Source organism: Ahrensia kielensis DSM 5890 (genome assembly GCF_000374465.1).
Lineage (GTDB): Bacteria > Pseudomonadota > Alphaproteobacteria > Rhizobiales > Rhizobiaceae > Ahrensia > Ahrensia kielensis.
Genome location: NZ_KB894528.1, coordinates 1,144,965 through 1,171,660, shown reverse-complemented (window position 1 = coordinate 1,171,660; position 26,696 = coordinate 1,144,965). Strand labels below are relative to the sequence as shown.

23 protein-coding genes are annotated in these 26,696 nt (G+C 47.8%); 19 read left to right on the top strand and 4 right to left on the bottom strand.

All coding sequences use genetic code 11. The features are described from left to right. Positions 1-144 precede the first annotated feature (144 nt). The 18 genes from C504_RS0105860 to C504_RS17285 all read left to right on the top strand — a co-directional run bounded on the left by C504_RS0105860 (position 145) and on the right by C504_RS17285 (position 19,545). Entirely contained in the window at positions 145-1,944 is a 1,800-nt protein-coding gene (locus C504_RS0105860; RefSeq protein ID WP_018688384.1) for an acetolactate synthase 3 large subunit, read from the top strand. A gap of 97 nt (positions 1,945-2,041) precedes the next feature. Next, the gene (gene ilvN / locus C504_RS0105850) at positions 2,042-2,614 is read left to right on the top strand and encodes an acetolactate synthase small subunit (RefSeq protein WP_018688382.1); all 573 of its coding nucleotides are present in this window, start codon (positions 2,042-2,044) and stop codon (positions 2,612-2,614) included. Beyond that, positions 2,611-2,922, top strand: a complete 312-nt coding sequence (locus tag C504_RS0105845) for a putative quinol monooxygenase (protein WP_018688381.1) — start codon at positions 2,611-2,613, stop codon at positions 2,920-2,922. Before ilvN ends, C504_RS0105845 begins: the two co-directional genes overlap by 4 nt. A 19-nt stretch (positions 2,923-2,941) precedes the next feature. Continuing rightward, a complete protein-coding gene (locus C504_RS17295) occupies positions 2,942-3,844 on the top strand; it encodes a diacylglycerol/lipid kinase family protein (protein ID WP_083923131.1) in 903 nt (300 codons plus the stop codon). A 65-nt stretch (positions 3,845-3,909) separates the two neighbouring features. Continuing rightward, entirely contained in the window at positions 3,910-5,040 is a 1,131-nt protein-coding gene (locus C504_RS0105835) for an ATP-dependent DNA helicase (protein WP_018688379.1), read from the top strand. Positions 5,041-5,114: 74 nt separating this feature from the next. Further along, positions 5,115-5,861, top strand: a complete 747-nt coding sequence (locus tag C504_RS0105830; protein ID WP_018688378.1) for a pyridoxine 5'-phosphate synthase — start codon at positions 5,115-5,117, stop codon at positions 5,859-5,861. A gap of 99 nt (positions 5,862-5,960) precedes the next feature. Beyond that, positions 5,961-6,614, top strand: coding sequence for a TetR/AcrR family transcriptional regulator (locus C504_RS0105825; protein WP_018688377.1), 654 nt, complete (start codon positions 5,961-5,963; stop codon positions 6,612-6,614). Between the two features lie 35 nt (positions 6,615-6,649). Further along, positions 6,650-7,669, top strand: a complete 1,020-nt coding sequence (gene ilvC, locus C504_RS0105820) for a ketol-acid reductoisomerase (protein ID WP_018688376.1) — start codon at positions 6,650-6,652, stop codon at positions 7,667-7,669. Between the two features lie 112 nt (positions 7,670-7,781). Next, positions 7,782-8,486 carry a hypothetical protein gene (locus C504_RS0105815; protein ID WP_018688375.1) on the top strand — a complete coding sequence of 235 codons (705 nt, stop codon included), beginning with the start codon at positions 7,782-7,784 and terminating at the stop codon, positions 8,484-8,486. After that, positions 8,473-9,393: a PhzF family phenazine biosynthesis protein gene (locus C504_RS0105810; protein ID WP_018688374.1), complete on the top strand. Its 921-nt coding sequence runs from the start codon at positions 8,473-8,475 to the stop codon at positions 9,391-9,393. The genes C504_RS0105815 and C504_RS0105810 overlap by 14 nt, the downstream gene beginning before the upstream one ends. Beyond that, the gene (guaD, locus tag C504_RS0105805) at positions 9,390-10,685 is read left to right on the top strand and encodes a guanine deaminase (protein WP_026317261.1); all 1,296 of its coding nucleotides are present in this window, start codon (positions 9,390-9,392) and stop codon (positions 10,683-10,685) included. Before C504_RS0105810 ends, guaD begins: the two co-directional genes overlap by 4 nt. Before the next feature lie 92 nt (positions 10,686-10,777). After that, entirely contained in the window at positions 10,778-13,198 is a 2,421-nt protein-coding gene (locus C504_RS17290; RefSeq protein WP_018688372.1) for a mechanosensitive ion channel domain-containing protein, read from the top strand. A 111-nt stretch (positions 13,199-13,309) separates the two neighbouring features. Continuing rightward, a complete protein-coding gene (locus C504_RS0105795) occupies positions 13,310-13,588 on the top strand; it encodes a hypothetical protein (protein ID WP_018688371.1) in 279 nt (92 codons plus the stop codon). A gap of 153 nt (positions 13,589-13,741) precedes the next feature. Further along, on the top strand, positions 13,742-15,208 hold the full coding sequence (locus tag C504_RS0105790; RefSeq protein ID WP_018688370.1) for a UbiA family prenyltransferase: 1,467 nt from the start codon (positions 13,742-13,744) through the stop codon (positions 15,206-15,208). Then, the gene (locus C504_RS0105785) at positions 15,201-16,562 is read left to right on the top strand and encodes an FAD-binding protein (protein ID WP_018688369.1); all 1,362 of its coding nucleotides are present in this window, start codon (positions 15,201-15,203) and stop codon (positions 16,560-16,562) included. The genes C504_RS0105790 and C504_RS0105785 overlap by 8 nt, the downstream gene beginning before the upstream one ends. A gap of 27 nt (positions 16,563-16,589) precedes the next feature. Beyond that, positions 16,590-17,012, top strand: a complete 423-nt coding sequence (locus C504_RS0105780; protein ID WP_018688368.1) for a DMT family transporter — start codon at positions 16,590-16,592, stop codon at positions 17,010-17,012. Further along, complete coding sequence (locus tag C504_RS0105775) at positions 17,009-18,022, top strand: NAD-dependent epimerase/dehydratase family protein (RefSeq protein ID WP_018688367.1); 1,014 nt, start codon at positions 17,009-17,011, stop codon at positions 18,020-18,022. The genes C504_RS0105780 and C504_RS0105775 overlap by 4 nt, the downstream gene beginning before the upstream one ends. A gap of 8 nt (positions 18,023-18,030) precedes the next feature. Beyond that, the gene (locus C504_RS17285) at positions 18,031-19,545 is read left to right on the top strand and encodes an aspartate aminotransferase family protein (RefSeq protein ID WP_018688366.1); all 1,515 of its coding nucleotides are present in this window, start codon (positions 18,031-18,033) and stop codon (positions 19,543-19,545) included. A 1-nt stretch (position 19,546) separates the two neighbouring features. On the opposite strand, the gene C504_RS0105765 is transcribed toward C504_RS17285, so the two are convergent. Continuing rightward, entirely contained in the window at positions 19,547-21,241 is a 1,695-nt protein-coding gene (locus tag C504_RS0105765; RefSeq protein ID WP_018688365.1) for a hypothetical protein, read from the bottom strand. Between the two features lie 95 nt (positions 21,242-21,336). Beyond that, the gene (locus C504_RS0105760) at positions 21,337-23,898 is read right to left on the bottom strand and encodes a GcvT family protein (protein WP_018688364.1); all 2,562 of its coding nucleotides are present in this window, start codon (positions 23,896-23,898) and stop codon (positions 21,337-21,339) included. A 178-nt stretch (positions 23,899-24,076) separates the two neighbouring features. Here C504_RS0105760 and C504_RS0105755 point away from each other — a divergent pair, with 178 nt between their 5' ends. Continuing rightward, a complete protein-coding gene (locus C504_RS0105755; protein WP_018688363.1) occupies positions 24,077-24,736 on the top strand; it encodes an ABC transporter permease in 660 nt (219 codons plus the stop codon). Here C504_RS0105755 and C504_RS0105750 read toward each other — a convergent pair. Both C504_RS0105750 and C504_RS0105745 read right to left on the bottom strand, forming a co-directional pair. Continuing rightward, on the bottom strand, positions 24,733-25,500 hold the full coding sequence (locus C504_RS0105750; RefSeq protein WP_018688362.1) for an ABC transporter substrate-binding protein: 768 nt from the start codon (positions 25,498-25,500) through the stop codon (positions 24,733-24,735). The two genes, C504_RS0105755 and C504_RS0105750, sit on opposite strands and share 4 nt — an antisense overlap. Positions 25,501-25,546: 46 nt before the next feature. After that, positions 25,547-26,563: a GlxA family transcriptional regulator gene (locus C504_RS0105745; protein ID WP_018688361.1), complete on the bottom strand. Its 1,017-nt coding sequence runs from the start codon at positions 26,561-26,563 to the stop codon at positions 25,547-25,549. Positions 26,564-26,696 lie beyond the last annotated feature (133 nt).

Sequence of the window (26,696 nt, the reverse complement as noted above, 5' to 3'; positions counted from 1 at the left end):
ATGGGCAAGATGGTGTAACCATCTGGCGAAAGCACCCATGCGCGGTAAACAACAGGCTCCTAAAGGGAGCCTTTTTTATTGCCTTTTGCGGGTCATATGCCCAAAAGGTTCAAAGAGAACCAAAATATACACGGAAATTGAACGATGAACGCTAAAAAACGCGACTTTGATGGCATGGAGATGACTGGCGCCGCAATGGTTCTACAGGCGCTACGTGATAATGGTGTAGAGCACATTTTCGGATATCCGGGCGGTGCGGTGCTGCCGATTTATGATGAGTTGTTTCAACAAGACGATATTCAGCATATTCTTGTTCGCCATGAACAGGGCGCTGGTCATGCGGCAGAAGGTTATGCACGCTCCACAGGCAAAGCGGGCGTTGTTCTGGTTACCTCTGGGCCAGGCGCTACGAATACAGTGACGGCGCTGCAAGATGCGTTAATGGATTCAATTCCGCTCGTTTGTATAACAGGGCAGGTGCCTACATCGCTCATCGGTTCTGATGCGTTTCAGGAATGCGATACTGTTGGCATCACACGCCCATGTACCAAGCATAATTGGTTGGTGAAATCGGTTGATGACTTGCCGCGCGTATTGCACGAGGCATTTCGAATTGCGACGACTGGCCGTCCGGGCCCCGTGGTTGTGGATGTGCCAAAAGACGTTCAATTTGCTTTGGGCATATATCAGGGACCTAAAATTGCAGAATCACGCATCAGCTACAAACCCAAAGTGGGCGCAAATTTAGAGCAGATCAAAAGCGCTGTTGCCTTAATGGCAAAGGCTAAAAAACCAGTGATCTATTCTGGCGGCGGTGTCATAAACTCAGGCGATAAGGCCAGCGAGTTATTGCGCGAGCTTGTCAAAGAGACCGAATTCCCGATCACGTCTACATTGATGGGTTTGGGCGCATATCCAGCTTCCGGCGAGCGTTGGCTCGGTATGCTTGGCATGCACGGTACTTATGAAGCCAATATGGCTATGCATGACTGTGATGTCATGGTGAATATTGGTGCGCGTTTTGATGACCGGATCACAGGCCGCATTGATGCTTTTGCACCGGATTCCAAGAAAATCCACATTGATATCGATCCAAGCTCAATCAACAAAATTGTTCATGTTGATATTGGTGTCGTTGGAGATGTTGCCTATGTGCTTGAGCAGATGTTGGCGCTTTGGAAAAAAGAAAAGAAGAAGCACCAAGCCAAAGCATTAAAAGACTGGCATGCGCAGATTGCTAAGTGGCAAGCGCGTAATTCGCTGGCTTATAATCAAACTTCCGATGTGATTATGCCGCAGCACGCGATTGAGCGGTTGTATGAAGCCTCGCAGCGCTCAGGCAAAGAAACTTTTATTACAACGGAAGTTGGCCAGCACCAGATGTGGGCCGCGCAATATTTTGGCTTTGAAAAGCCAAACCATTGGATGACATCGGGCGGTCTTGGCACGATGGGCTATGGTTTTCCAGCAGCCGTTGGTGTTCAGGTTGCGCACCGCGAAGCACTAGTGATTGATATTGCAGGCGATGCGTCCATTCAGATGATGATGCAGGAAATGTCCACGGCTGTTCAATATGGCTTGCCGGTAAAGATCTTCATTTTGAATAACCAGCATATGGGTATGGTGCGCCAGTGGCAGCAATTGCTGCATGGAAACCGCTTGTCGAGTTCATATTCAGAAGCTGTGCCGGACTTTGTAAAACTTGCAGAGGCTTATGGCGCAACAGGCATGTATTGCGATGATCCGAACACATTGGATGATATGCTGGATGATATGATCAATGCAGAAGGGCCAGTCATTTTTGATTGCCGCGTTGCTAATCTTGCAAACTGTTTCCCGATGATCCCATCAGGCAAGGCGCATAATGAAATGTTGCTTCCCGATGAGGCAAGCGATGATGCGATTGCAACTGCAATTGATAGCAAAGGTAAGGCACTCGTTTGATGATGAAGCGCCAATTTGAAAATTTTTACAATTACCGGTGTGGCATTTTTCTCGGTGAGACCACACTCATTACACGTATCCAAAAGGAGCTTTCGCTATGAACGAAGTTGTTGCACCTCCTGCCTCTGCCTATTTCATTGTTAAAGATAATGGTACTCCGGAAAACCACACTCTATCAATCTTGGTGGATAATGAACCTGGTGTTCTGGCACGTGTTATTGGCCTGTTTTCAGGACGCGGCTATAATATTGAAAGCTTGACTGTTACCGAGACTGAGCATGAAAAACACCTGTCGCGGATTACGATTGTAAGCAACGGCACGCATTCTGTTCTTGAGCAAATGCGCCATCAGCTGGAGCGGATCGTACCCGTTCATTCGGTGACTGATCTAACTGTGGTTGCACATGCAAAAGGCTATGAGAAACCACTTGAGCGCGAGCTTGCGATGCTCAAGGTTGTCGCAACAGGCGAACAGCGTCTTGAAGCATTGCGTTTGGCGGATGCATTTAAAGCGCAAGTGATTGATGCCAATGTCACACATTTCATTTTTGAAGTGACTGGCCGAACATCTAAGATCGAGCAGTTTATTGCGATTATGGCGCCGCTTGGTTTGGTCGAAGTTTGCCGCACAGGTGTTGCTGCTATGGCGCGTGGTCCGGGGATTGAATGACTATCAACAGTCAAAAGCCTGACTTAAATGAAGGCAATATACATTTAACGGGCTATATAGATGTGCCCGTTGATCGCCTTGATGATGTGCTTGGTGCGATGGACACGCATATTAATTTAACGCGCGGGGAACCGGGCTGCATCTATTTCGTTATGGTGAGGGATGTATCAAACTCTAACCATCTAAATGTCGAAGAGATATTTAAGGATCGGGCTGCTTTTGAACATCACAAAGAGCGGAGTGCTGCGTCTGATTGGGCGCAGACGACCCAAAACATCGATCGACATTTTAAGATCAGGGAAATCTGATTAGTTAGTGGAAACAGTGATGAAATTCTCTCTTCTCCTCAATGTTCATAGTGGAACTGTTCAAGACATAGGAGCGGAGGTGATTGAGGATAAATTCTCTAAATCATTCAAAGCTGCTGGCCACGATACGTCCGTCCATCATTTCGGTTCTGGTGACCTGATTGAAGCGCTGAAAAAATGTGCTTCTTCAGGATGCGACGGTATTATTATGTGCGGCGGCGATGGATCTGCATCTGCTGCTGCTTCTGTTCTAACGGGCAGCGATGTCGCGCTCGGTGTCTTGCCCGGCGGAACAATGAACCTCTATGCCCGCTCGCTTGGTATGCCGCTTGATATTATCGAGGCAATAGAGACGTTAGCATCTGCTGAAATTCGCAAAGCGGATGTGGGCTGCGCTAATGGGCGTATTTTCGTGCATCAATTTGCAACGGGATTTCAGACACGCGCGGTTAAGCTGCGCGAGAAGATGGACTTTGGTTCAAAGTTTTCAAAAATGTTTGCCAGCACGAAGGCGATTTTCAACGTCACGGTCAATCCGCCAGTTTATAAGCTGGAAATGAGCCTTGATGGCGGGCAATTCCAGCCGGTTAAATCTTCGCTTTTTGCTGTAACCAATAATATCTTCGGGGTTGGACATTTGCCTTATGCCGATGAAATAGATGGCGGCAAGCTTGGCGTCTATTTTTCTGAACCATTGTCGCGGTTAGCAGCTGTGAACATTATACGCGATACAGTTCTTGGCACATTGCATGATAATGAATTTGTATCGACAGATACAGCAGAGCAGGTGACGTTGCGCTTTCCCAAGCTAAAGAAATCGGATCAAGCTGTTATTGATGGCGAACTGATTAAGCTAGAAGAGCAGGTCGATATTAAAATCATGAAACAAGCTTTGCGTGTTTTGGTGCCGAATAAAGTTTGAATAAGTTAGGCTTTGATGCGTTTTTTCATATTTGCCTTATGCGGCGAATCCCGTAAGCGTTTTCTATGCAGTTTTCTCCTCAACAAGATGATGCCTTAAAGGCTGTTGCCCAATGGCTTAAACGCGGTGATAGCCAGTTATTCAGGCTTTTTGGTTATGCCGGTACTGGTAAAACAACTTTGGCACGCCATTTTGCCGAAGATGTTGACGGCGACGTTCAGTTCGCCGCTTTTACGGGCAAGGCCGCTCAGGTCATGCGCGGCAAAGGCGCCTCTAACGCGAAAACCATTCATTCGCTGATCTATCGTCCACGCGGCGAAGAAGAGCGCGAGGATATTGTTACGGGAAAAATGGGAATGGCGCCGGCATTTGCGCTTAACCGTTCATCAGATATCGCTAAAGCAAAGCTTGTTATTGTTGATGAATGTTCAATGGTTGATGAGGATTTGGGGCGCGATCTTTTAAGCTTCGGCACGCCGGTTCTTGTGTTGGGTGATCCGGGCCAGTTGCCACCGATTTCAGGCGGCGGATTTTTCACCGATGCGGAGCCTGATTTTTTGCTGACGGAAATTCACAGGCAAGCAGCAGAAAACCCGATTATTAAGCTGGCGATGGATGTGCGTAATGGCATTGAAATTATGCATGGCGATTATGGACCATCGGCAAAAATTATCTCTAAAGCCGATGTCGATACGGACGAAGTTTTAGCTGCGGACCAAGTGCTTCTTGGTATCAATAAAACGCGGCGTCGTTACAATCAGCGTTTGCGTGAGCTCAAAGGCTTTTCTGCACAATATCCGCAGGCTGGCGACAAACTTGTTTGCCTTCGCAATGATCCCAATAAAGGACTTTTAAACGGATCGCTCTGGAAGGTGATGACATCATCTAAAGAGACAACCAAGCCCGGTATCAACCTTTTGGTGTCGCCTGATGATGGCGATCATGATCGGGGTGCTGCGAAAATCAAATTACTTAAATCTGCATTTGATAGTCCAGATGAAGATGTCGCTTGGCAGCTTAAAAAACGCTTTGATGATTTTGATTACGGATATGCGCTAACTGTGCATAAAGCGCAGGGTTCGCAATGGGACAATGTTGTTCTTTTTGACGAAAGCTATGCGTTTCGTGATATGCGTTCGCGGTGGCTCTATACGGCAATTACCCGTGCAGCCGAGAAAATCACTATCGTAAAATGATACAGTGACAATTATTTGGTGGAAGCTGCCGTATGGCTCTCGTATGCTTGGCCATATGAAGTGGAGTGCCTACTATGTCGGTTAAGCTGTCCGTTAATGTGAATGCGGTCGCCATGTTGCGTAATCGCCGCGATTTGCCTTGGCCGAATGTTGTCGATCTTTCCCGCCAAGCACTGGAAGCTGGGGCGCATGGCATTACGGTGCACCCACGGCCAGACCAACGACATATCCGCTTTTCTGATCTTGCGCCGCTACGCGCTTTAATCGACGATGAATTTCCGGACGCAGAGTTTAATATTGAAGGTTATCCAAGCGATGATTTTCTTGAACTGGTTATCAAAAATGAGCCAGATCAAGTAACGCTTGTGCCTGATGATCCATCTCAGGCAACGTCTGATCATGGCTGGGACTTTGTCGGTAAAGGCAATTATCTTTATGACCGCGTGTCACGCCTCAAAGATCGCGGGTTTCGCGTATCGCTGTTTTGCGATCCAGATGCTGGCGAAGATATGATCGCACGGGCCAAAGAAACCGGCGCTGATAGGGTGGAGCTTTACACTGGTCCTTATGGCGGCTGTTTTGACGATGCCAAAGAGGCAGCGCATCAGATCAATCTGCTTGGCACCACTGCTGATTATGCCAAAAATGCAGGGCTTGGCATTAATGCAGGTCACGATCTGACCGTTGCCAATTTGCCTGCGCTTGTTGAGCGTGTGCCACATTTAGCGGAAGTTTCTATTGGTCATGGCCTCACTGCCGATGCACTGGAATATGGCTATAAAGGTGCTGTGAAACGATTTTTGGCTGCTTTAGGCAACTGATTTCCGCGCTTTTTGACGTAAATAAATTACACAAGAATTTTACTTCCGTATTAGATTTATGCTTGACATAGTACCGAACGGTACGGTACACAGTTAATCATGAATACACATGCTGATCCATATATCGAAAGCGATTTTACAGACCGTCAAGGCGCGGTTCTGGAAGCTGCGCTGGGGCTGCTTGTTGAAGGCGGCGAAAAAGCAATTACCACTGCTGGTATAGCGCGTGCGGCCAATTGCTCGAAAGAAAGCCTCTATAAATGGTTTGGTGATCGCGATGGCATTTTAGCCGCGATGATTACTTATCAAGCTTCAAAAGTTCGCGTTTCTGCGCGTCTTGGTGGTCCATCTCAATCAGCAGAAGCTTTTCGCGCTGAGTTGGAAGTTTTTGCCAATGACCTTTTGACTGTTTTGTCGGGCGAGACTTCGCTTGCACTTAATCGTTTGGCCATCGGGCAGGGCAGCCGTGAAGGCTCCGTGCTTGGCAATCTTTTGATTGAGCGCGGCCGCAAAACGGTTCGAGAACGCGCCATGGTTCTTTTGCAATCTGGCCAGCTTGCGGGCGTATTACGCTTTGATGACCGCGCCGCTGCGTTTGATACACTTTACAGCCTTGTTGTTGGCGATTTTCATGTGCGTATGTTGCTTGGCGAAACTGTGCCAGCGCTACGCGACGAGCTTGCTCGCAAGGAACATGTCGAACAGGCGATTAACCGATTTCATTTGTTCTATTCAAAAGATCATATGAACTAATTTTTCTAACATTAACTCACGAACTGGAGACGACAATGCGCGTATATTACGACCGTGATGCAGACTTAAATTTGATTAAAGGCAAAAACGTACTGATCATCGGTTATGGCTCACAGGGCCGCGCCCATGCGATGAACTTGAAAGATTCTGGTGCTGAAAATGTTCGCATTGCGCTACGCGATGGTTCAACAACTGCACTGAAAGCGGAAGCTGATGGCTTTAAAGTCATGAGTGTTGCTGAAGGTGCTGCTTGGGCTGACCTTATGATGATGGCAACGCCAGATGAATTGCAGTCAGGCATCTACAAAGAGCACGTAGAAGCAAACATTAAAGACGGTGCAGCAATTGCATTTGCGCATGGCTTGAACGTGCATTTTGGCCTTATCGAGCCATCAAAAAACATTGACGTTGTTATGATTGCGCCAAAAGGCCCAGGCCATACGGTTCGCGGCGAATACCAGAAAGGCGGCGGTGTTCCTTGCCTTATCGCTATTCATCAGGATTCTTCTGGTAACGCACATGATCTTGCGCTTTCATATGCGTGCGGTGTTGGCGGTGGTCGCTCAGGCATTATCGAAACAACGTTCCAAGAAGAATGTGAAACAGATTTGTTCGGTGAGCAGGCTGTTCTATGTGGCGGTTTGGTTGAGCTTATCCGTGCTGGCTATGAAGTTCTTACAGAAGCTGGTTATGCGCCAGAAATGGCTTATTTCGAGTGTTTGCATGAAGTGAAACTCATCGTTGACCTGATTTATGAAGGCGGTATCGCCAACATGAACTACTCAATCTCCAACACAGCAGAATGGGGTGAGTATGTAACTGGTCCGCGTATCATCACATCAGAAACTAAAGCTGAAATGAAACGCGTTCTACACGACATTCAAACTGGTAAATTCACTTCTGAGTGGATGCAGGAATGGCATTCAGGTGCTGCTAAGTTCAAAGGCACACGCCGCATGAATGATGCGCACCCAATTGAAGAAACAGGCGAAAAGCTTCGTGCGATGATGCCTTGGATTAAGTCCAACGCGCTCGTGGACAAAGACAAGAACTAACAGTTCTAACCAGATTACGAATAAAGCCGCGATATCAGTATCGCGGCTTTTTTGTTTGTTACTGAAACGGATTCTTGCTTTGCAAGTGAAGCGATCATGTTAAACGCTGCGCATGATTCATCTGATTACCGATTGTGAACTGACCGTCACCAGCGAACCGCTGCCTTTTGAAGAGGCGCATAAGTTACTCATTGATGTTTTTTGGGAGCAAGCATATGCGCTTAACCCACGTCTTTGGAATGGCTTGTACTATATGTTTTCGGATGTTCAGATTAAAGACGGGCATTTGCGGGCACGAGCGCACCGAACTGATTTTGCGACATTTCTTTACTGGCGCGAGAATGGTTCTGACAACATAACAAAACACATCACAGCGACGACATTTCCGACGCTTGCGGATGGTTCATTGCTTGCTGTGCGTATGTCGCAACATACGGCTAATGCAGGGCGAATTTACTTTCCCGCAGGCTCATTCGACAGGCCTGACATTGTTAAAAACAAGCTCGATCCCATGATTTCCATGACGCGGGAAATGACGGAGGAAACCGGTGTTTCACTTGAGCCCAATTGGCTTGAAGGGTCGCTGCTCGCTGTAGAAATTGACAATTCTATCTATATTACGCGCAAATCTAATCTTCCCCACAGTTTTGAAGCCGTTGAGAAAATCTGGCGAAAACACCAAAAGAATGGCGGAGATGATGAAATATGCGGCCTTGTGCAGATTGAATCAACAAGGCACATTCCAGGTGAAATGCCGCGCTATGCAGTAGAGCTGTGCAAATACCATTTTGGAAATGAAGATTATGACCAAAACTAAAGTCTCCAAACGGAAATATGCGATTTATGATGTGTTCACGCATGAAGCTTTGAACGGCAATCCTTTGGCGGTGGTTTTTGACAGTGCTGGCCTTAGCGACGATGACATGCAAAATATTGCTGCTGAGTTCAACCTGTCTGAAACCGTGTTTATTAGCGATGCAGAAAACAAAGCGCATACAGCCAAGCTTAGAATTTTTATGCCGCGCGGCGAGTTACCATTCGCAGGTCACCCCACAGTGGGCGCAACGGTTGCGATTTGCGAAGCGCAAAACACGGATGTTTCACGCATTTTGATGCTGGAAGAAAATGTGGGTGTTATCCGCAGCGCTTATTCCAAGAAGCAGGTTGGTTATGGCGAGTTTGATCTGCCCAAATTGCCTGCACGTGAAGTGCCAATGCTTGAAAAAGATATGGTCGCAGCGGCGCTGGGAATTGCTACAGAAGATATAGGATTTGAGAACCACCTCATTAGCCAGTTTAGCGCCGAAGTGTCTTATTTATGTGTGCCGGTAAAAAATCTGGCTGTGATGGAGCGCTTGGTTTTCAACGAGAGCCGTTGGTTGTCCTATTTCCCATCGCTTACGCCGCTTGAAGTGCATTGTCCCTATGTTTATTGCCGTGAGACGGTCAATCATGATGCGTCTTTGCACGCCCGCATGTTTGCGCCCCATCATGGCATTGCGGAAGATCCAGCAACTGGCTCAGCTGCGGCGGCGCTTTCTGGCGCATTGTTTTACTTTGATAACCCGCTTGATGGTGCCCATGAATATTTAATCGAACAAGGCGTTGAAATGGGGCGGCCCTCTTTTATCCGACTTGAGATCGAGTGCCAAAACGGCATTATGAATTCGGCCCGCATTGGCGGTCATGCAGTGAAGGTCGCAGAAGGTACATTATTGCTATGAGTTTGGATTTACACATCATCCGTGGAAGATTGCTGTCGTTCTTAGGCGAACCTATGGGGCCGGACGAGCAGGATAAATTTACCTATGTCGAAGACGGTGCACTTGTTTGTGAAAACGGCAAAATCGCATGGCGGGGACCATGGGAGAGCCTTCCTGAAAAGTTCAAAGGGCTAGATTTTACCGATCACCGGCCGCATCTTATTGTGCCTGGGTTTATTGATTGCCACATTCATTTCCCGCAGCTTCAAGTTGTTGGTTCTTATGCAGGGTCCTTGCTTGAATGGCTCAACACATACACATTTGTTGAAGAGCAGCGTTATAGTGATGCTGACCTTGCTGCAGCCATGGCGTCGCGGTTCTTAGACCAGCTTGTTGAACACGGCACGACAACAGCGGTGGCCTTTGGTTCTGTTCATAAAGTGTCTTGTGACGCTCTTTTGGGTGAAGCTGAAAAGCGTAATATGCGCATGATTGCTGGCAAAGTGATGATGGACCGCAATGCGCCTGAGGCGCTGCTTGATACGCCTCAAACCGGCTATGATGATACAAAGGCTTTGCTTGATACTTGGACAGGGCGAGGGCGCTGCGAGGTTGCTATCACGCCGCGTTTTGCTTTGACTTCGTCTGAAGAGCAAATGGAAATTTCAGGTGCGCTGGTGCGTGAATTTCCCGATGCTATTATGCAGACGCATTTGTCAGAAAATCATGATGAAATTGCCGCTGTGATGGCGCTTTATCCGCGCTGTAAAGATTACACCGATGTTTATGAGCAATATGGATTGCTGACAGATAAGGCTCTTTTTGGTCATACGATCCATGTGAGCGAGCGTGAAACCGCACGGCTAGCCGAGAGCGGTGCGGTGGCAGTATTTTGCCCGACATCCAACTTGTTTCTTGGTAGCGGGTCCTATGATCATGCGCGATTAAGTGCTGCTGGTGTGCGCCATGCCATTGCGACAGACATAGGCGGTGGTACATCTTGGTCCATGCTGCGCACATTGGATGAAGGCTATAAAATTCAAAACTGCCTAGGCAATCGCTACCATCCCTTGCGTTCTTTTTATCAAGCGACATTGGGTAATGCGCGCGCGATTAACCGCGAGAGTGAGGTTGGTACTTTGGAGATTGGAACCGAGGCTGATTTCATTGTTCTCAATGTCCATGCGACATCTGCGATGGCGCTGCGCGCAGAGAGAATTGAAACTTTGTCGGAAGAGCTTTTTGTTTTGCAGACGATGGGCGATGACCGTGCTGTGGAAGCAACGTATATTGCGGGTAATAAAGTAAAATAAAACTCTTTATTATGGTAAGCATTCTTTTGTCGCAAAGTGGCCTCATATGCTGGCCACCCGATGATCAAGGGTAATTGTGCTTTGGAGCCTTTATGCATCTATTTCGACGTTTAATCTCTGTTGTTTTGCTTGTCTTTGTCGCAACATTTGCGACTGCCCAAGAGGTTGGGGAAGAAGACGTCAAAGCTGTTGAGACGATCACCCAAAAGATCGAGCAATATGCAAAACAGGTTGAAGCTGCGCGCGATTCCGATCAGCGTTTGGTTGAACTGGGCGTTGAAATTGAGGCGCTGGAAAAAGAGCTCTTCAACCGCGGCGTTAAGCTTTCGCCGCGCCTGCCACAAATTAAATTACGGCTTGATCAAATTGGTCCAGTACCAGAAGAGGGGCAGGGCGAAGAGCCTAAAAGTGTCGTAGATGAACGGCAAAAACTTGTCGAAGAGCGTGGCCGGATAAACCAGCTTTTAGGCATACTTGAAGAGCAGTCCATTCGAACCAACCAACTAACGGACACGATTTCTGAGGCGCGCCGTCAGTTGTTCACTGATGCTTTGTCGCGCCGTTATGACATTACAGAAGCCTTCAGTACTGAACTGTTCACAGATGTGGGCGATAGCATCACCTCGCTTACCAACCGTATTCATTCTTGGTGGCAATTTACGTGGCGGTTCAAATCGCAAAATGCTCTGTTAGGACTCGGCGGTGTCATCGCGCTCACGCTCCTTGCGCTGTTGGGTTTAAGAAAGATATTTTCGGGGTGGATCTACCGCGACCCGAATATGGTCGATCCATCTTATCTCACACGCCTGACAACAGCATCTTGGTACACTATTTTACCGACAGCGCTGACTTGGTTGTTTTTTCTTCTGACCTATCTGGTCATGAGCTTTTTGGGTGTTTTGCGTGACGACATTGGGCAAATTCTAAGCACCATCTTTGTTTGTGCTGCGATTATTATCTTGGTTTGGCGGCTCACAGAGGCAATTTTTGCACCGAAACTAAAGCAATGGCGTTTGATTGATGTTTCAGACCATGCGGCGCGGCCATTAAAAACATTTGTTGTTCTTATGGTTGTGGTTTCAACCGCTGATGTTCTGGTTACTCAAATTAATTCTATCATAGGCACATCGGTGCCAGTGACGATTGTAAAAAGCCTTTTTACTGCAATCGCTGTTGGCTTGCTGTTGATTTCAATCGCTTTTCTTAAGCCGTTTGATCGATATTTGGACGATCAAAGCTTGGTTAAAGTTGCTTGGCCTCGAACGATAAAATGGCTGCTCTGTTTTGCGGGGGCAGGACTGATCATCTCCGCGCTTTCAGGCTATATTGGTTTCTCTCGGTTTGTTGCGCAGCAGATTGTTGTTACAGGTGCTGTCATTGCGACGATGTACCTTGGTATTCGCACTGCGCGGGCCATTTCTGAAGAGAGTGCCTTTGTTGAGACCTCTCTTGGCAAAAAGTTTTTGCACAATTCAAGGCTTACAGAATCTGGCGTTGATCAACTGGGGCTTATCGTTGGGTTTGCGGTTACTGCGTTGGTTTTGGCCGTTGGCCTGCCGCTACTTGCACTTATGTGGGGCTTTCAGTGGCTGGACATTGAGCGCTTTGTCATTAGCGCTTTCACCGAGATTCAAATTGGCTCCATCTCACTGTCTATCAGCAGTATTTTAATTGGCGTCGTTCTGTTCTCTCTAGGCCTGCTTTTAACGCGCTATTTCAAATCTTGGCTCGACGGTAATATTTTATCGCGTAGCCGTATGGACCCAGGCGCGCGTAGTTCAATCACAACAGCGGTCGGCTATATTGGTGTTGCGATTGCTGGACTGTTCGGTGTTACAGCCGCCGGAATTGAGCTCAGCCAGTTGGCGCTCATTGCAGGTGCATTGTCGCTTGGTATTGGTTTTGGTTTGCAAAACATTGTCAGCAATTTTGTATCTGGATTGATATTGCTGGCAGAACGTCCTTTCAAAGCTGGTGATATTGTTGAAGCTGGCGGCTTTACCGGTGTTGTAAAAGTGGTGAAGGTGCGCGCAACAGAGATTGAGACCTTCGATAAGAAAACCTTGGTTTTACCTAATTCCGAGATGATCAACTCTGCTGTTATCAACTGGATGCACAAGACAGCACTTGGACGTGTGAGCGTGGCTGTTGGTGTTTCCTATGATAGCGATGCGCAGGCAGTTCATGATCTTTTGATTGAAATCGCTAAAGATCATCCGCGTGTGCTGGCCAACCCTGAACCATTTGTTGACTTCTACAATTTCGGTGATTCTGCGCTAGAGTTTGAATTGCGTGCTTATATTGCAGATGTTGGCTTTTCAGTGGGCGTGAAAACCGAGCTGCGCATTGCTATTCATCAACGTTTTAAAGAACAGGGGATTGAAATTCCGTTCCCGCAGCGCGATGTAAATTTAAAAGTCGTGGGTGATAGCGTTAGCCAAGTTTTGGGAAACGCTGCCCAAGCGGCACCAACGGTGATAAAGACGGGCAAAACGCCTAATTTGGACGACTAATATCATCGATATAATAATTATGGCTTTGTTCAGGCAGCATTCAGGTTCGCTTGTTATATTGCTTACATAGAAAAGCTCCATTTATTCAGGAGCAGAAAAGGGAGACGCAAAATGTCGTCTAAAATTATTAAAACTGTTTTTATTGCGGGCTCGGCAATTATGGTAACTGCTTTTGCAGCCTCTGCCGCCAGCATTGAGAACAAAGATTCTTCAGCTCACACATTGTCTGTCACTGAAGATGGCGTGAAGAATGAAATCATTATTGGCGCTAATGAGATCGTTACGATTTGCCAAAGCGGTTGTTTTATCACAATGCCAAATGGTGACCGTGCGGCACTATCAGGCGGTGAGAGCGTACAGATTGTCGATGGCGCGGCCATCATAAACTAGCACCATAATTTTGAATGCAGTAACCGGCAGTTAAGCATACTGCTGGTTTTTACTTGTTTTATGCATCGTTTTTACTTTGCTTCATCGATCCTTACCATTTGTCTGTCAGGTTGCCATTACCTTGAGGATTAGACATTGGGCTAGACGAATACGATGGATGCAAAAACTGAAAATCAAACAATTCCGCTTGCTGTCGATTTAGATGGCACACTGATTGCCGCTGATCTTTTATGGGAATGCTTATTCAAGCTCATCCGCCGTAATGCGCTGTTCTTGTTTATGGTTCCCTATTGGGTTGCTGTGGGGGGTAAAATACGCCTCAAGCAAGAAGTGTTTTCGCGCGTTGATGTTGATCCTACAAAATTGCCTTACCGCGAAGAGGTGCTTGATTATATTCGCGCAGAAAAAAGCAAAGGGCGCAAAATTATTCTAGCGACAGCAAGTGCCCAGCATATTGCAGAAAAGATCGCGGCAGAACTTGGTTTGTTTGATGTCGTCATTGGCTCAACCTCAAAGGTCAATTTAAAATCAAAAGACAAAACCGCATATCTCGTTAAAGAATATGGTGATGGTGGTTTTGATTATATGGGTAACAGCCGCGATGACCTAGCGGTGTTTGATGCTTCACATAAATCAATTGTTGTCGCGCCAGACAAACATGCGCGCCAATGGGCAAAATCGCATAGTGCGGAAACGCTGGCCGATGGTGGTCCTGCGACCTTCAAAGAATATTTGAAAATGCTGCGCGTTCATCAATGGGCGAAAAACGTGCTTATTGCTGTTGCGCCGATATTGGACCACCGGATATTTGATTTTACGATGATCATGTATGTCGTGGGGGCCTTTTTTGCGTTCTCATTTCTGGCTTCATCGGTCTATGTTTTCAATGATTTGTTTGATCTAGCAATCGACAGAACGCATTCTACAAAACGTAAGCGACCATTGGCTTCGGGCCGAATTGAACCTGCCACGGGCATAAAAGTCGCACTGTGTCTGATTGGCCTTTCAGTGCTTATTACGACGTTACTGCCTTCAATGTTTGCTGTTGTTCTTGTGGTTTATTTTATTGCCACGACTGCCTATTCGCTCAAAGTGAAACGCTGGTTGCTGCTTGATGTTTTAACGCTTGCTGGTCTTTACACAATTCGTGTGGTTGCCGGTGCTGCGGTGACATTCACGCCGGCATCATTCTGGTTGCTCGCATTTTCTGTTTTCTTCTTTTTATCCTTGGCTTTGGTCAAGCGGTTTGTCGAACTTGATCAAGCTAGTATCGATGAAAAGAAGCGCCTTTCTGGGCGTGGCTATAGACCCGAAGATAAATCAATCATTGCCCAAAGTGGTATAGCGTCTGCATTTGCCTCGATCCTCGTTTTAGCGCTTTATATTCAATCGGATGCAGTTTTCGAACTCTATGAATATCCGTTTTTGATTTGGCCGATTTGTCCGCTGGTTCTCTACATCATTATGCGCGTTTGGATTTTGGCCAATCGCCGTGAATTTTATGATGATCCAGTTGTGTTCATTATTTCAGACTGGCGCAGCCAAATCATGATCGCTCTCGGCGCAATCTTGATGCTGGTTGCAGGATTGCTTGAAGCGGGTGGTACGCTCTTTGTCTGATCAGTACGATAGTTTTGGTGGGCTTAATAACCATGCGCGCCATCATGTGAGTGGCGCTGTCGCTGTTCGCGATATTGAGAGCGCGGCTGCTGATCGTTATTTGCCCTTTGGCAATGGCCGCTCTTACGGTGATAGTTGTCATAATGATGGTGGGGTGCTGGCTGATATGCGCGGCCAGAACAACATCATTTCCTTTGATGCCCAGACCGGTTTATTGACGGCAGAGCCGGGTGTGTTCCTGCATGAGATTATCGATCACTGCGCGCCCCATGGCTGGTTTTTACCGGTTACACCTGGCACACGTTTTGTCACTTTAGGCGGTGCGGTTGCCAATGATGTGCATGGCAAAAACCATCATGTGCGCGGCACGTTTGGCTGCCATGTTGAAGCATTGACGCTGGTGCGCTCTGACGGTGTTCACAGACTGACGCCCGATGATTTATCTGGTCTTTTTCAGGCGACCATAGGCGGGATGGGGCTAACGGGCATGATTGCGCGGGTCACGTTGCGCATGATGAAAATCTCATCGCTTGATGTGACGGAAAAGCTGACACCGTTCCAGACATTGGACGAATATTTTGCGCAGGCTGAACAAGCTGATGCTGACAATGAATATGCGGTGGCTTGGCTTGATCAGCTTTCCGGAGAACGCGGCATATTGATGACCGCTAACCATGCCGACAATGGTAATTTTGATACTGGTTCTCATAAGGCGAAATTGCAGGTGCCTTTTAAACTACCTTTTAATGCGCTCAATCATTTGAGCCTTAAGGCGTTTAATACAGCGTTTTATCATGCAAAAAAAAGCAAAAGCGGGCAGCTACTGACATCTAACTATCAAGGTTTTTTTTATCCGCTTGATGCGGTTGAAAATTGGAACAGGCTTTATGGGCCGCGCGGCCTATTTCAGCACCAAAGCGCAATTCCGGCTGACCGTGCAATCGATACCATTCGCTTGATGCTTTATGCCAGCCAAAGGGCAGGGCAGGCATCATTCCTAACGGTGCTTAAAAGATTTGGCGCGGTTAACTCGCCCGGCCTCTTGAGCTTTCCGCAGCCCGGTTACACGCTGACGCTGGATTTTCCCAATCGTGGTGAAAAAACATTGGCGTTGCTTCGTGAGCTGGATCGGTTGACGGTTCAAGCTGGTGGCCGCGTAAATCCATATAAGGATGCGCGTATGAGCGCGCAGACCTTCGCAGCCTCATTTCCAAATTGGGAACAGCTGGAAGCAAAGCGTGACCCAAAAATCATGTCTGATTTCTGGCGGCGTACAGCACAAAAACTGCCCAAAAATGGGAATGCAAACAATTCTAATGAATTAGTTCAGCGGACTGAAACCCCTTCTGTGTAGGGTTTGAAGCAGGAATAGGAAAGCCAAATGAAATATATCATTTTCATACTCTTTACGGTTGCGACCAATGCCGCAGCGCAGTTGATGCTCAAACAAGGCATGACCACGCTTTCGCCGTCTGTTTTGGCACAGGATAACATCATCCTGAAGCTTTTGATGGTGGTGTTTTCGCCTTGGGTTTTCTTTGGATTGGCAACATTTGTCATCTCAATGGCGAGCCATATGTTCGTGCTGTCAAAGGTTGATCTGTCTTTTGCCTATCCGTTTTTATCGCTTGCCTATGTGCTGGTCGCTGTTCTTGCTTGGCAGCTTTTTGGCGAAGAACTCGGCACATATAAGATCGCAGGCATCGTATTCATATGCATAGGCACTGTGCTGATCGCGCAATCTGGTTCGCCAACGCAAGAAACATCCATTTCACAAACGACAACTGAAGAGTATAATTCATGAAACATGTCATTTTCGGCGGCGATGGTTTTGTCGGCCGCTATCTTGCAAAAGACCTTGTTGAGCGCGGCGAGAAAGTTCTAGTCGCAGACATCCATAAGACAGATCTGCCGCATTATAAATCGGCGGAATATGTGCACTGTGATGTAACCAATTCAGCGTCTGTTTCTGGTGTGAAAATCACAAAAGGCGACATGGTTTATAACATGTCTGCAATGATGCTCTCGCCAATCCAAAAACGGATTGATCGCTACCCGTTTTTCTATCCGGTCAATACATTTGGTGCAGCCAATATTATGGCGCATACCTATGCTTCTGGTGGCCGCCAATTGGTGCAGTTCACGACGGATATGGTTTACGGTAAGACCGTTCAGAGCCCGCAGGATGAAAAGCATCCGATTGAGCCGATAGGCCATTATGGTGCGTCGAAGGCTGCGACAGAAGAGATTGCTGAAAGCTGGCGCGAAAAGGGCATGAACATTACGATCATTCGTCCGCGCCTTATTATCGGCCCTGGCCGTCTTGGTATTTTGGGCAAATTGTTCAAACTGATTGATATGGGCCTGCCTGTACCGATGATTGGTTCTGGCAAAAACCCTTACCAATTTATCTCTGTGTTTGACTGCGCGGAAGCTGCGCGTTTGGCATGGGAACATGGCGTGCCGAACAAGGCTTATAATATTGGGTCGGATAATCCGCCGCCAGTGAAAGTGCTTTTGGGTGATTTGATTAAATCAGCTGGTTCAAAATCCATACTGATCCCGACACCGGGCTTTGCCGTTAAATGGACTTTGGCAACGCTTGATTGGTTCAATGTGCCGATTATGGACCCTGAACAATATATGATCGCTGATGAGTATTGCGTGCGTGATACAACCGCGATCAAGGCAGATTTTGGCTGGGAGCCAAAGTATCGTGATGAAGACATGCTCAAAGATGCTTATGCGGAATATCGCAAAGCCGTTGATGCGGGTGTCGATGTTGGTAACTCAACCGTTGTTGCAGCGGAATAGGAACGAAAATGCTTGATTTTTTGAAGTCTAAAAAAACAGTTGAAGCACGTAAAACCGTTGCTGCACCTTCCGTTGTGACGCCTGTGCCAGGACCGGTTTCAAAACCGGATCTGCTATCGGTTGAAGATGCCAAGGCAATGAGCGTTGAAAAGATGACTGATCTTTTCAAAACGCATTACAATCCGGGTCAGCTGCATTTCATGAAGCTATTAGGCTTTCATAAAATCAAAATCGAACGTGCTGAAGGCATGTATTATTACGACCAAAATGGCCGTGCGATTTTGGATTTCTTTGGCGGCTTTGGCTCGCTTGCCATGGGCCACAACAATCCGCGTATCATTGCTGCACGCAAGAAGTTTCAGGACGAACAGCGCCATGAAATTGCGATGGCTTTCATGAGCCAATATGCAACAGCATTGGCGCATAATATTGCTGCGGTTTCACCGGGCGATCTTGATATGGTTTTCCTTGGTTCATCTGGCTCCGAAGCAATGGAAGCAGCGCTTAAGGTTTGTGAACGTGCTGCTGGTCCAGACCGTTCGATGGTGCTGTTTGCTGAAAACTCATTTCACGGCAAAACAAAAGGCGTTCTGTCTTACACAGATGGCCCGCTTTACAAGAGTGAATTCAAGCTGCTTGAAAATGGCGTTAGAGTACCTTTCGGCGATATTGATGCGATTGAAGCTGCATTCAAAGCACATCCTGAAATCGGAACAGTATGTCTTGAGACCATTCAAGGCGGCGGCGGCATTAATACGGCACCTGCTGAGTTCTGGCAGAAATTGCGCGCATTGTGCGACCAATATGATGTGTTGTGGCTTGCCGATGAAGTGCAATGTGGTGTTGGGCGCACGGGCCGTTTTTATGCCTTTGAACATTATGGCGTTGTGCCGGATGTAACGGCAATTGCTAAGTCACTTGGTGGCGGCAAATGCGCTATGGCAGCCATGATCGCACGCACAGAAATTTATATGAAAGCCTATGGCACGCCTAAAACGGCGCTCATTCATGCGGCGGCGACATTTGGTGGTATCGGCGAAGGCTGTATCACTGCGATGGAAACCATTAATGCGCTTTATGAGGATAACCTCATCAATAATGCGGCTGAAGTGGGTGCATATCTTAAATCTGAACTTGAGCGCTTGCAGGCGAAATATCCTGATATTGTCAAGGATGTTCGCGGGCAGGGCCTTATGGTTGGTCTTGAATTCCAAGACTTTAGCCAGACATTACCTGCTGTCATGCGCCCAGCCGTTGCCATGTTGGACGACAAGCTAAAAGGCTCTTTGTCCGGCTTTATGGGCGCATTACTACTGCGCGACCATGATGTGCTTGTCGCCTTTACTGAATATAACCGCAATGTGGTGCGCCTGTTGCCGCCTCTCGTTTGTACCAAAGAGAACGTTGATCAACTGGTTGGCGCTATGGACAAGATGATGGGCAAGGGCGTTGTGATGATCGTGAAAGACTTCATTGCTGCGCAGGTTATCGAGAAGAAAACCAAAGGCAAGAAAGCTGCTTAAATCACTTCCAACTATCTTGTAATCTCGGGTGGATAAACGCCGAATAACACGGCGTTATATCCACCTGTTTGTGCTCGGTTAGTGCGGGCGCATAAATTTCATGCAGGCGAACAATCGTATTTGTGAACGGACATTTTGGTTTCAAGATCATATCTGTATCGCGCAGAGATTGAAGTGTGCGTTCATCAGGCTCTGGTACAGTACGGTACGGATCGGCGCCGATAGGCATGTATTTGGGCGCGTTGATGTTTAAGAGCCATGCAAAGGGATTGGTGAAGTCCAGTGTGGTTATCGACTTTATGTCCAAACCATCGGCTTGGCGTCGTTTGAGTTTAGCAACGACCCTATCTGCTGCTTGTGCCCAGCCCACTTGATAATCTAAATCCGAGAACAGCAAGAATGATGGTAGCCGCTTCTTGTCTAGCGCCAAATCATTGAGTGCTTCTGGATAGGCTAGCCAGTTGGCGCGCATAGCATTGGTGCGTTCTTGAGTGTCTGGTCTAACCGTGACCGCGCCCATGTTTCGCAGTGTTGTATGCTGCAAAGCGTGCTGTTTTACCATTGTCGATGTTGCACGTGCGCTTGCTTGAAGTATGGAAGCTGTCATTGGTAGAAGCGTTGCAGCGGCAAGAACAATGATTGTGTAAAACGTCGCTGGGCTTGTTTTTTCGCCTATGGATTTTTGAAAGGCAAAAATCACCACTGGCCATAGAAGTATCATCTCCTGGCCGCCTGTGTTTTGGCTTTCGTAGAATACGCCAGCGATCAGCGCAACGATGATCCATAGTCCTGGATTTTGAAATTTTTGTTTCCAAGGCGTTGCTCTTGGCATCGTGAATAGAAGTACGAGGCTGAGTAAGCCGCCAAACAGGCAGGCGCTAAATGTGCGTGATATACCCTGCAGGATACGGCCGAGTAGACCGCCTTCATTCATTGTTAAAAGGATGAATAGATCGTTCAAATATGCCGAAACAATACCGGTTGTGAGTTCTAATATTGCGATCACAATCGCGGCCAATAGGCTAGAAAGCGCTGCGATTTTTATACTCACACGGCCGGTAAATAATGCCCAAGCACACAAAAGACCACCTGCAGCAAATGCCGTAATTTTCACAAGAAACAGTGCCGTCATTATGGTTGCTATTGCGATGATTAATACAGAAGCGCGGCGCGCAAATAAAAGCGCCGTAACTAAGACGAATAGCAGTTGTGACCCGTGGCGATTATAGATGGCAAAGCCATCAGCACCGGGAAACGGGTAATAAGGCGTCGTATTGAATGGTATGAGCGTAAACAAGGTAAAGCCGACTACAATAGCGGTGATCGGCCATGCTTTGGATTTTATCACGTCCCACATAATGAGCGCCATGACTGGCACGGTTACAATGATCATGGACCATGAGGCGGCAAGCATTGGTTGGCTGTCGGGCAATATCGAGCGAATGAGATAGACTAGGTAATAATCAAGTGGTCCGGCAGGCGCATCAAAATCGACATTTGGCAATTGTCCTGTCGCGATACGCTGCTCCGCATCAAGATAAATATAGCTATCCCAATACATTGCACCAATGGGTACAAGTGTCGGCAATATAAGAAGCAGTACAGAAATGATGGCGATGGCAATGAGCATTGCCCATGCGCTTGCAATCATCTTGTTAGTGTTTCCGTCTGCAACATTTTGAGGAATATGCGTCATAAATTTCTCTGCGGTTTATTATTTGCAAATAATACACCGCAAAGGGTTTACTTTATAGTTACCAAAACCTTGAAAAATACTTAGATTTACCCGATCTAGCTGCGCGGTTTTAGATTTTCTGGATCGTAAAGCGGTTCATAACCAATACCAGCGACTGATACGGGAAGCTCTTCTCCCATATAATCAATCAGCAAGCTGGTGCCTTTTTTCGCATAATCATGCGGCAGATAGGCAAGGGCGATGTTTTTGCCAATTGTAGGCCCAAAGGCCATTGATGTTGTGAAAGAGCGGCGGCCCTGTGCATCCACAAGCGTTTGTTTTGTGGCCGGATCAAGAACCGGACAAATGCCCACAGGATAGCGCGCAACGCCTTGGCTATCGGTATTGTCGTCAATGATAAGCGTGCACAGCGTTGCTGGTTGATGATCACGCGCACGAATGTCCAGATAGGCTTGTTTGCCGCGGAAATCGGCTTCTTTGACTTTCGGGCGGGCAAGGTCAGCCTCAATGAGGTTGTACTCGGTGAGAAGATCGGCGTTTTGCAAACGCAGGGATTTTTCCATGCGGCGTGTATTGGCATAGGTTTCAACACCGAACGGCATGACGCCAGCTGCGTAAATGGCATCCCATACAGCAAGACCATCTTCATATTTCATATGAAGTTCCCAGCCCTGTTCGCCAACATAGGAAAGACGCAAAGTGGTCACGGATTTACCAGCGATCTCAATTTGGCGCAGTGATGCAAAAGGTGAGCTTTCCTGACTAAGTGCATCTGGATCACTGATGACCTTTTGCAATGTTGCGCGTGCGTTTGGCCCCCAAACACCAATGGTGGTGTATTTTTCAGATACGTCTTCGATGGTGACATCAAAGCCTTTGTCTTCGGCAAGGCGGCGCAAATAATGATAATCGCGTGGGCCAGCGTCCGCACCGTCAATCACGCGGCAACGGTCTGCCATGCGAATGACAGTAAGGTCAGCGGCAACGCCGCCAAGATCGTCAAGGAAATGCGTATATATGCCTTTGCCGATCATGTTGTCGCCGCCGATTTTCGCAACGCAAGCATATTCCATCAGGGCAACATGGTCCGGTCCTGAGACTTCAAACATGGCAAAATGCGACAGGTTGACCATGCCGACATTTTCGCTCATCTCGAGATGTTCAGCGTTTGAAACGCGCCAGAAATGGCGGTTGTCCCACTCGTTTGTTCGAACCGGAACTTTATCGGCCCATTTATCAAGCAAATGTTCGTTTGACGCATAGCCATGCGCGCGCTCCCAGCCACCAAGTTCCATGAAATAGCCGCCAAGTTCAACTTCGCGCTCATAGAACGGTGAACGGCGAATGCCGCGTCCGCCTGCGAAAGGTTCGCGCGGGTGAACCGCAGGGTTATAAATCTTCATCGCCGTTTCTGTGCAGCGTGCTTCAATATATTCTTCTGTCGTCTGGAATGGATAAAAACGTGCATAATCAATCGCATGGTGATCAATTTCCGTGCGTCCATCGGTCATCCAGTCAACGAGCAATTTGGCCATGCCTGGGCCGTCTTTCACCCAGATTGCGACCGCATACCAAAGGCCGCGCACTTTTTGGCTTTCGCCCATTGAAGGGCCGCCATCGGTGGTTACTTGTAAAAGACCATTAAATGAGTGGCTTTCATTGTAGCCCAGCTCGCCAAGAATTGGCGTTAGCTCCATAGCACGCTCAAGCGGCTCCATGATTTGTTCGATTGGCAGATCACGCTGTGACGGCGAAAGGCGCGCTTCGTGCTTTTCTAGAATATCGCGTGGATGGCAGAGGCGTGGTTCTTTTTCCTCATAGTAGCCCCACTCAATTTGGCCGCCTTCTGGTGTCTTTGGATCGCCCGTATCGCGCATATAGGCCGAATTGCCCTGATCGCGCAAAAGCGGATAACCAATGTCTTTTCCTGTGCCTTCAAACTCTGTGTAAGGGCCAAAGAAGGTGAGCGGGTGATCAACCGGCATGACGGGCAAATCTTCGCCAACCATATTGGCCATAAGGCGTCCCCAAAGACCTGCGCAGATGATGACTTTGTCAGCCATAATGGTGCCGCGTTCAGTTTTAACGCCTTTGATATGTCCGTTCTCGACAATCAAATCGAGCGCTGATGTATTGGCAAAGCTATTGAGCTTGCCGCTGGCGATTGCTTCATCAACAAGTTCGCCAGCAAGGGTTTGGGATCTCGGCGCAACAAGGCCAGCATCAGGGTCCCAGAGCGCGCCCTGGATTTGGTCTTCTTCGAGCAACGGAAATTTCGCTTTTGCTTCTGCCGCAGAAATCATTTCGGCACGTGTACCAAAAGCTTTGCCGGATGTGACTTTTCGCTTAAGCTCGATCATGCGCTCATCATCGCCGACACGCGCAACTTCCAAACCGCCTACTTTTGCGTAGCGGCCGCGCTTGGAAAAGAAATCAATTGAATAAAGCGTTGTCCAGCATGTCAAAAAGTCATGGGCTGTCGCGTAGCAAAAATCAGAGGCATGAGATGTGGAGCCGATATCCGTTGGGATAGCTGATTTATCTATGCCGACAATATCGTCCCAGCCGCGCTCAATCAGATGATGGGCAATAGAGGCGCCGACAATGCCGCCCAAACCGACGATAACTACTTTTGCCTGAGTCGGAAATGCTGCCATATTGGCCTCCCATGTGTTTAATTTAAGCTATGTATAATGTGCCAAATTTGATGCGCGCGGCAATGCAAATAATCGGTACATACCAATTTGATTTATCTCTAAAGCTGTTTTGAATTCCTGTTCTTAATGCGACAAGTTTTTGCGTGAACTATGAAACGCAATAAGCTAGATCAATCTCATGCACCTTTCAGCTGAGATTATTGATATTTTACTTTTGTCCTTGCGGGTCAGTATTTTGGCCTCGTTGATTGGCTTGGGTATTGGTGCGCCCATGGGTGCGTATCTGTGCACCATCGCAGATAAGAGCCAAACCATTTGGCTCACTGTCTTTAGTGCGCTGCTTGCTGTGCCCACAGTTGTTGTCGGGCTTGTTGTTTATCTTCTTTTGTCGCGCTCAGGGCCGCTTGGGTGGTTGAACATTCTATTTACGCCCACGGCTATTGTGATCGCACAAGTTCTGATCACGGTGCCTGTCATCACTGTATTTGTTCACCGTGCCTGTTCTGCTGCATGGCGTGAGGTGGGCGATGCGCTGCGCCTTGATATCGTCAAGCGTTGGCGGCGTATGTGGGAGGTTGGAAAAATAGCAAAGGCGGGCCTTGTGACTGCGTTTTTAGTCGCGTTTGGGCGTGCGATTTCAGAAGTCGGTGCGGTGATGATTGTTGGCGGTAATATTCGCGGGGAAACGCGTGTGATGACAACCGCGATCACGCTGGAAACGCGGCAAGGCAATTACTCGATTGCTGTTTGGCTTGGGGTAATTTTGGTGTTGTTATCGCTTGGCGTAACGATCGTCACGTTTTTGGTCACGCGTGAGCGCAATCCTTCCAAACTCTAATCCGTGCCAAGAAAGAACATTTGCTGACCATCGATGCGAAAGTCTTTTATAGCTTTTCTGCCTTCAGCGCCCGTTAGCCACTCATGCCAGCTAAGAGCATATTGTGTTTCTTCATTTGGAATGAGTTTATTTGTAACGACGATGCTTGAATAAGGGTTGTTGATCGGTGGATTGCCTTCAAAAACAATGACATGATCAGCTTTGCTGGCAAACTTTGTCCAGGTTGCGCGATCTGATAGAGTGTAGCCGTTGATCTGTGTTGTTGTAATGATTGTTTGCCCCATACCGCTACCAGCCTCGCGGTACCAAGAACCGAAATTGGCAACATCAAAACCCGCTTTGTTCCATTCACGCAGTTCTTTGCGGTGCGTGCCGCTATCATCACCGCGTGAGATAAAGGTCGAACCACCTTGCGCAAGAGCTTTGAATGCATCTGTGGTTGTTTGCGCGTCTTTGAGGCCGGCTGGGTCGTCGCTGGGGCCAATAAAGATGAAGTCATTATGCATGACATCGCGGCGGTCCTTGCCATAGCCTTCGGCAACAAACTTGTCTTCGCCTAGTCGGTCATGGGTTAGCAATGCAGCTGCATCGCCGTTTCGTCCCATTGCCAGCGCTTGCCCTGTACCAATAGCGACAACTTTGACCTTAATGCCTGTTTTTAAAGTGAATTGGGGAATGATCGTATCAAGAAGGCCCGAATTTTCCGTTGATGTTGTTGTTGCCAAAACAAATGATTTATCAGCCGCATGAACCGAAGAAGCCATGATGGCTGCTCCTAATACGCCTGCTAAAAACTGCCGCTTGTTCATATTAGGCAACAAGTAATTGTTTGCGTTCTGCGCGTTCTTGCTGCGGTGATTTGGCGTATAGCTCGCGGTAACATTTTGAAAAGTGCGATGCCGATACAAAGCCGCACGCAATCGCAATTTCAACCACTGGCAGTGCGGATTGAACGAGCAAGTGCCGCGCGCGATCTAATCTGATTTCCAAGTAATATCGTGCCGGAGAACGGCCCATTTCATGGCGGAAAAGCCGCTCAATCTGCCGCCGCGACAATCCGACATGATTGGCGATTTCAAGCAATGATAACGGCTCGGAAAGATTGGCTTCCATAAGCTCGATGATGGCGAGCACACGCGCATTTTGTACGCCAAGACGCGCACGCAAGGGCAGGCGCTGCCTGTCACTGGCGGCGCGAACACGGTCTGTCAGCATTTGTTCGCAAATTCTATTCACCAGTTCATCGCTGAAATCTTCTAATATCAGCGACAGCATCATATCCAATGCCGCTGTGCCACCTGCACAGGTGTAGATGTTTGAATCAACTTCAAAAAGATCAGCATAAACCTCTGCTTTTGGGAATTTTTCCTGAAAGCCGGGCATGTTTTCCCAGTGAATAGCGCAGCGTTTTCCGCTCAATAGACCTGCTGCGGCAATGACATAAGCGGCGGTGCATAAGCCTCCGATTGCAATACCGCGCGCATATTCTTCTCGCACAAGGCCCATGACTGACTTCGTGGTGAAGTTTTCTATATTGGTGCCGCCGCATACCAAAAACAATGTCGGCCTACTGGAAGCGCTTAAAAGTTTGCGCTCTTCTTCGATTGAGGTCTTTGTTATGACCTCAATGCCATTTGAAGCCGAGACGCTGCCACCAGATTCGCATGACAGACGCCAATTATAAGCATCATAGCCCAACATTCGGTTCGCTGAACGCAGCGCTTCAACCGCCGATGTGAAGGCGATCATTGTAAATTCTGGAAGCAAGTAAAAGACGACGGTTCGTCGATATGCCGCCGAATTTGATTGGGCCTCAGTCATGGCCATCGTCCCTCAATTAAATACCCGAACTACGGGGCGCAAATTCTATTAAGAAAGCAAATCATCAAACGCGCTATTTTAGCAAGAGAAATTTATTCGGCTGGATATTACTCCAGCATGAAATTGCATTGTTGATTGA